Annotated in this window: 4 protein-coding genes; 3 read left to right on the plus strand and 1 reads right to left on the minus strand. The window is 74.0% G+C overall.

The window, feature by feature from the left end; genetic code table 11:
* Nucleotides 1-161: 161 nt before the first annotated feature.
* Nucleotides 162-1520, minus strand: a complete 1359-nt coding sequence (locus ACWGDE_RS35130) for a diaminopimelate decarboxylase (RefSeq protein ID WP_453393121.1) — start codon at nucleotides 1518-1520, stop codon at nucleotides 162-164.
* A gap of 104 nt (nucleotides 1521-1624) precedes the next feature.
* Here ACWGDE_RS35130 and hutU point away from each other — a divergent pair, with 104 nt between their 5' ends.
* From hutU to ACWGDE_RS35145, 3 genes are read left to right on the plus strand one after another with little or no spacing between them, the layout of a single operon-like run.
* Nucleotides 1625-3289, plus strand: coding sequence for a urocanate hydratase (hutU, locus tag ACWGDE_RS35135; protein WP_453393122.1), 1665 nt, complete (start codon nucleotides 1625-1627; stop codon nucleotides 3287-3289).
* Between the two features lie 35 nt (nucleotides 3290-3324).
* Nucleotides 3325-4515, plus strand: a complete 1191-nt coding sequence (locus ACWGDE_RS35140) for an allantoate amidohydrolase (protein WP_453393123.1) — start codon at nucleotides 3325-3327, stop codon at nucleotides 4513-4515.
* Nucleotides 4512-5852, plus strand: coding sequence for a formimidoylglutamate deiminase (locus tag ACWGDE_RS35145; RefSeq protein ID WP_453393124.1), 1341 nt, complete (start codon nucleotides 4512-4514; stop codon nucleotides 5850-5852). The genes ACWGDE_RS35140 and ACWGDE_RS35145 overlap by 4 nt, the downstream gene beginning before the upstream one ends.
* Nucleotides 5853-5920 lie beyond the last annotated feature (68 nt).

Genomic DNA, 5920 nt, shown 5'->3' on the forward strand with positions numbered 1-5920 from the left:
GGGGTCTGGGGCGGAGCCCCAGGGGGTCCGGGCGCAGCCCGGGGAACGGTGGAAGGGCGGGTAGGGGACTCTGTTCCGCGCAGCGGGATGTCCGCAGCCGGGCCGGGGCCGGTGGCGCGGTCGGTCGGTGCCCGGAGGGGCGTCGGGGGCGGCCGCGCCGGCTACAGGAGGGCGTCGGGGGTGGAACCGCCCGCCTCCGCGACGATCGCGGAGAGCGGCTGCGCGCCGCGGGCCAGGGCGAAGCGGACATCCCCCGCCGGGGGCACCGTGAAGCCGTGGATCGCCGGCCTCGGGAGGCTGTTGTAGCCGTAGTGGGCGGTGAAGAAGTACGCCCCCGTGTCGGGGATGGCGACCAGGTCCCCCGGGGAGAGGAGCGGCAGCTCCCGCCCCGCCGCCAGCAGATCGCCGGCGAAGCACGCCGGCCCCGCGATGTCCTGGGCGACGGACGGGCCCGTCAGCGGAGCGCCCTTCGCGTCGTACGGGAGGATCCGCAGCGGCCACGCCGCCGGGGCGTACACCGTGCGGGTGGCCACCTGGACCCCCGCGTGCGTGAGCGCGATCGCCCGGCCGCCGGCCGTCTTCGTGTACTCCACCCGCGACAGCACCAGCCCGTGCTTGGCCAGCAGCGACCGCCCGAACTCGGTGACCAGCCCGTACGCGCCGGAGAAGAGTGCCGGGACGGCCGAGCGCAGGGCCGCCACGTACTCCGCGTAGGTGGGGGCCGCGGTGTCCGAGGAGAAGTCCACCGGCAGGCCGCCGCCGATGTCCAGGGTGTCGACCTGCCGCCGCCCGGCCGCCGCGTTGATCTCCTCGGCCAGCGCGTGCAGTTCCCGTACCCCCTCGGCGATCAGCGGCAGCGGAACGCCCTGGGAGCCCGAGTGGGTGTGCAGCCGGGTGAGCCAGGGCCGGTCCACGTAGGCCCGTACGAGCCATGCGCGCGCGCCCGGATCGCGCAGGGCGATGCCGAACTTCGAGGTCGCCGTGGCGGTGGAGAGGGCGTCGATGGCGCCCGCGCCGGTCTGCGGGTTGACCCGTACGCCGATCGGGGACCGGACGGGCGCGGGGGCCGAGGAGACGAGCGCGTCCAGCCGCTCCAGCTCCTGCCGGTTGTCGGCGTTGACGGAGATGCCCAGGGCGAGGGCCTCGCGGAGTTCGGCGGCCGTCTTGGCGGGGGAGTCCAGGACCGTCCGCTCCGGCGCGACCCCGGCCGCACGGGCCAGGGCCAGCTCGCCGGGGCTGGCCACCTCGCAGCCGATCCCCGCGTCGGCGAGCAGCCGCAGGACCGGCACGAGCGGTGCGGCCTTGACCGCGAAGGCGTGCAGGACGGGGGTGCCAGGGGCGAGGGCCTCGGTGAAAGCGCTGGTCAGGGCGGCCGCGGAGGCGCGGATGCCGGCCACGTCGAGGAGGCAGACCAGGGGCGAGTCCTCGTCGATCAGGCCCTGTTCCACGGCGGCCCGTACGGCCCGGTCGCGCCGCTCGGCGGCGGCATCGGCTGCGTGCGCGCGCGTTTCGACTGCCATGTCCGCCATCCCATCATCCGGCGCGGCCGCCCGCAGCTGTTGACTGAATCTATTCAGGGCGCGAGGATGTGAATGGATTGACCAACATCGGAGGAGGCACCGCCATGTCAGGACCCCGCCCCGTACGGGCCGCACGAGGTACCGAGCTGAGCACCCTGGGATGGCAGCAGGAGGCCGCGCTGCGGATGCTCCAGAACAACCTCGACCCCGAGGTCGCCGAGCACCCCGACAAGCTCGTCGTCTACGGCGGCACCGGCAAGGCCGCGCGCGACTGGCGCTCGTACGACGCGATGGTCCGCACCCTGCAGACCCTCAAGCAGGACGAGACGATGCTCGTGCAGTCCGGCCGCCCGGTCGGCGTCATGCAGACGCACGAGTGGGCGCCGCGCGTGCTGCTCGCCAACTCCAACCTGGTCGGCGACTGGGCCAACTGGGAGGAGTTCCGCCGCCTGGAGAACCTGGGCCTGACCATGTACGGCCAGATGACGGCCGGTTCGTGGATCTACATCGGCACCCAGGGCATCCTGCAGGGCACCTACGAGACCTTCGCGGCCGTCGCCGCCAAGAAGTTCAACGGGACCCTCGCCGGCACCATCACCCTCACCGCCGGCCTCGGCGGCATGGGCGGCGCCCAGCCGCTGGCCGTGACGATGAACGACGGCGTCGCCATCTGCATCGACGTGGACCCGCGCGCCATCGACCGCCGCATCGAGCACCGCTACCTCGACGTCAAGGCCGACAACCTGCGCCACGCGCTGCAGCTCGCCGTCGAGGCCCGCGACGCCCGCAAGCCGCTCTCCATCGGCCTGCTCGGCAACGCCGCCGACCTGCTCCCGCAGATGCTCGCCGAGGGCGCGCCGATCGACATCGTGACGGACCAGACCTCCGCGCACGACCCGCTCGCCTACCTGCCGACCGGCGTCGACTTCGACGACATGGCCGCCTACGCCGCCAAGGACCCGGCGGGCTTCACCACCCGCGCCCGCGAGTCCATGGCCAAGCACGTCGAGGCCATGGTCGGCTTCATGGACGCCGGCGCCGAGGTCTTCGACTACGGCAACTCCATCCGCGGCGAGGCCCAGCTGGCCGGCTACGACCGCGCGTTCGCCTTCCCCGGCTTCGTCCCGGCCTACATCCGCCCGCTGTTCTGCGAGGGCAAGGGCCCCTTCCGCTGGGCGGCGCTGTCCGGCGAGGCCTCGGACATCCACAAGACCGACAAGGCGATGCTGGAGCTCTTCCCCGAGAACGAGTCCCTGCACCGCTGGATCAAGATGGCCGGCGAGCGCGTCCACTTCCAGGGCCTGCCCGCGCGCATCTGCTGGCTGGGCTACGGCGAGCGCGACAAGGCCGGCGAGCGCTTCAACGAGATGGTCGCCGACGGCACCCTCGCCGCGCCGCTGGTCATCGGCCGCGACCACCTCGACTGCGGCTCGGTGGCCTCCCCGTACCGCGAGACCGAGGCCATGCTCGACGGCTCCGACGCGATCGCCGACTGGCCGCTGCTCAACGCCATGGTCAACGTGGCCTCCGGCGCCTCCTGGGTCTCCATCCACCACGGCGGCGGCGTCGGCATGGGCCGCTCCATCCACGCGGGCCAGGTCACGGTCGCGGACGGCACCAAGCTCGCCGGCGAGAAGATCCGCCGCGTCCTGACCAACGACCCCGGCATGGGCGTCATCCGCCACGTCGACGCCGGCTACGACATCGCCGAGACGGTGGCCGACGAGCGCGGCGTCCGCATCCCGATGCGCGAGGGTGACCCGGCGTGACCCAGGAAGCCGCCGCCGGAGCCTCGTTCCACGACATGTGGGCCGAGCTCCGGCCCATCGGCCGGGACGCGGGCAGCGGCGGTTACCGCCGCTACGCCTGGACCGGCGCCGACGCCGACTGCCGGACCTGGTTCCAGGCGCAGGCCGAGGCGCGCGGGCTCGCGTACGAGACCGACCGCAACGGCAACCAGTGGGCCTGGCTCGGCGACCCCCTCGCGGGGGACGCCGTCGTCACCGGCTCGCACCTGGACTCCGTACCCGACGGCGGGGCCTTCGACGGCCCCCTCGGAGTGGTGTCCTCCTTCGCGGCCCTGGACGAACTCCGCAGGAGGGGAGCGGAGTTCTCCAGGCCGCTGGCCATCACCAACTTCGGTGACGAGGAAGGGGCCCGGTTCGGCCTCGCCTGCGTCGGCTCCCGGCTGGCCGCCGGACAGCTGACCAAGGAGAAGGCGTACGAGCTCCGCGACGCGGACGGCGTCAGCCTGCCCCGGGCCATGGAGGCCGCCGGGTACGACCCCGAGACCATCGGGGCCGACCCCGAACGCCTCGCCCGCATCGGCGCGTTCGTCGAACTGCACGTGGAACAGGGCCGCGCCCTGGACCTGTCCGGGGACCGGGTCGGCATCGCCTCGGCGATCTGGCCGCACGGCCGCTGGCGGTTCGACTTCCGCGGCGAGGCCAACCACGCGGGCACCACCCGCCTGGTGGACCGCCGCGACCCGATGCTCACGTACGCGCAGACCGTGCTCGCGGCCCGCGCGGAGGCGGCCCTCGCGGGGGCCGTGGCCACCTTCGGGAAAATCTCCGTCGAGCCCAACGGGGTCAACGCGATCCCGTCCCTCGTGCGCGGCTGGCTCGACTCCCGGGCCGCCGACCAGGCCACCCTCGACACGGTCGTGACCGCGGTCGAGAAGGCCGCCCGCGAGCACGCCGACCGGGACGGGATCGACCTGGACATCGTCCGGGAGTCCTTCACCCCGGTCGTGGAGTTCGAACACGCCCTGCGCGACGAGCTCAACCGCATCCTGGGCGGGGCCGTCCCCGTCCTCGGCACGGGTGCGGGACACGACGCCGGAATCCTCTCGGCGGCCGTCCCGACCGCGATGCTGTTCGTACGCAACCCCACCGGCGTCTCCCACTCCCCGCGGGAGTCCGCCGACGAGGACGACTGCGTCGCCGGCGTCCTCGCCCTCGCCGACGTACTGGAAGGCCTCGCGTGCCGATGAAGACGTACTGGCTGGAGCACGCCTGGCTCGGCACCCATGTCGAGCCGGGCGTGGCCCTGGAGGTCACCGAAGACGGGCGGATCGGCGCCCTGCGGACCGGTCCCGGGTACGAGACCCCGCCCCCGGGCGCAGAGATCCTGCGCGGACTGACGCTCCCCGGCCTCGCCAACGCGCACAGCCACGCCTTCCACCGGGCCCTGCGCTCCACCGTGCAGGTCGGCTCCGGCACCTTCTGGACCTGGCGCGACTTCATGTACAAGGTCGCCCAGAACCTCACCCCCGAGAGCTACTTCGCGCTCGCCCGGGCCGTCTACGCCGAGATGGCGCTGGCCGGCATCACCAACGTCGGCGAGTTCCACTACGTCCACCACGCGCCGGGCGGCACCCCCTACGCCGATCCCAACGCCATGGGCGAGGCCCTGATCGAGGCCGCCGCCGAGGCCGGCATCCGGATCACCCTCCTGGACACGGCGTACCTGTCCTCCGGCTTCGGACAGGCCCCCGAACCCCACCAGCTGCGCTTCTCCGACGGCACCGCGGAGGCCTGGGCCGAGCGGGTCTCGGCCCTCAAGCCCCGCGAACACGCCCTGATCGGCGCGGCGGTCCACTCGGTCCGCGCGGTGCCGGCGGGGCAGCTCGCCACCGTGGCCCGCTGGGCCGAGGAGCGGCGGGCCCCGCTCCACGTCCACCTCTCGGAGCAGACCGCCGAGAACGACGCCTGCCAGGCCGCCCACGGGCGCACGCCGACGCAGCTGCTCGCCGACCACGGGGTGCTCGGCCCCCGCACCACCGGCGTGCACAACACGCACCTCACGGACGCCGACATCGCCCTCCTCGGCTCCACCACCACCGGCACCTGCATGTGCCCCACCACCGAACGCGACCTCGCCGACGGCATCGGCCCGGCCACCCGCCTCCAGCGCGCGGGCAGTCCGCTCTCGCTCGGCAGCGACAGCCACGCCGTGATCGACCTGCTCGAGGAGGCGCGGGCGATGGAACTCAACGAGCGGCTCAGCAGTCGTACGCGGGGGCACTGGACGGCCAACGCCCTGCTGACCGCGGCCACCGCGGACGGTCATGCCGCCCTCGGCCGGCCGGACGCGGGCCGTCTGGAGGCGGGCGCGCCGGCGGACTTCACCACCGTCGCGCTGGACTCCGTACGCACGGCGGGGGCGCTGCCGCGGCTGGGCGCGGAGACGGCCGTCTTCGCCGCCACGGCGTCGGACATCCGCCACACGGTGGTGGGCGGCCGCCACATCGTCCGCGACGGCGCGCACGCGCTGGTCGAGGACGTCCCCTCCGCTCTCGCCGAAGCCATCGCGGCCCTCCGCTCCTGACCACTCCGCCTGCGGCGGGCCCCTTCCCCCGCCCCGCCCCTTCCCGAAACCGGGGCTCCGCCCCGGAC

Source organism: Streptomyces sp. NPDC054956 (assembly GCF_053609185.1).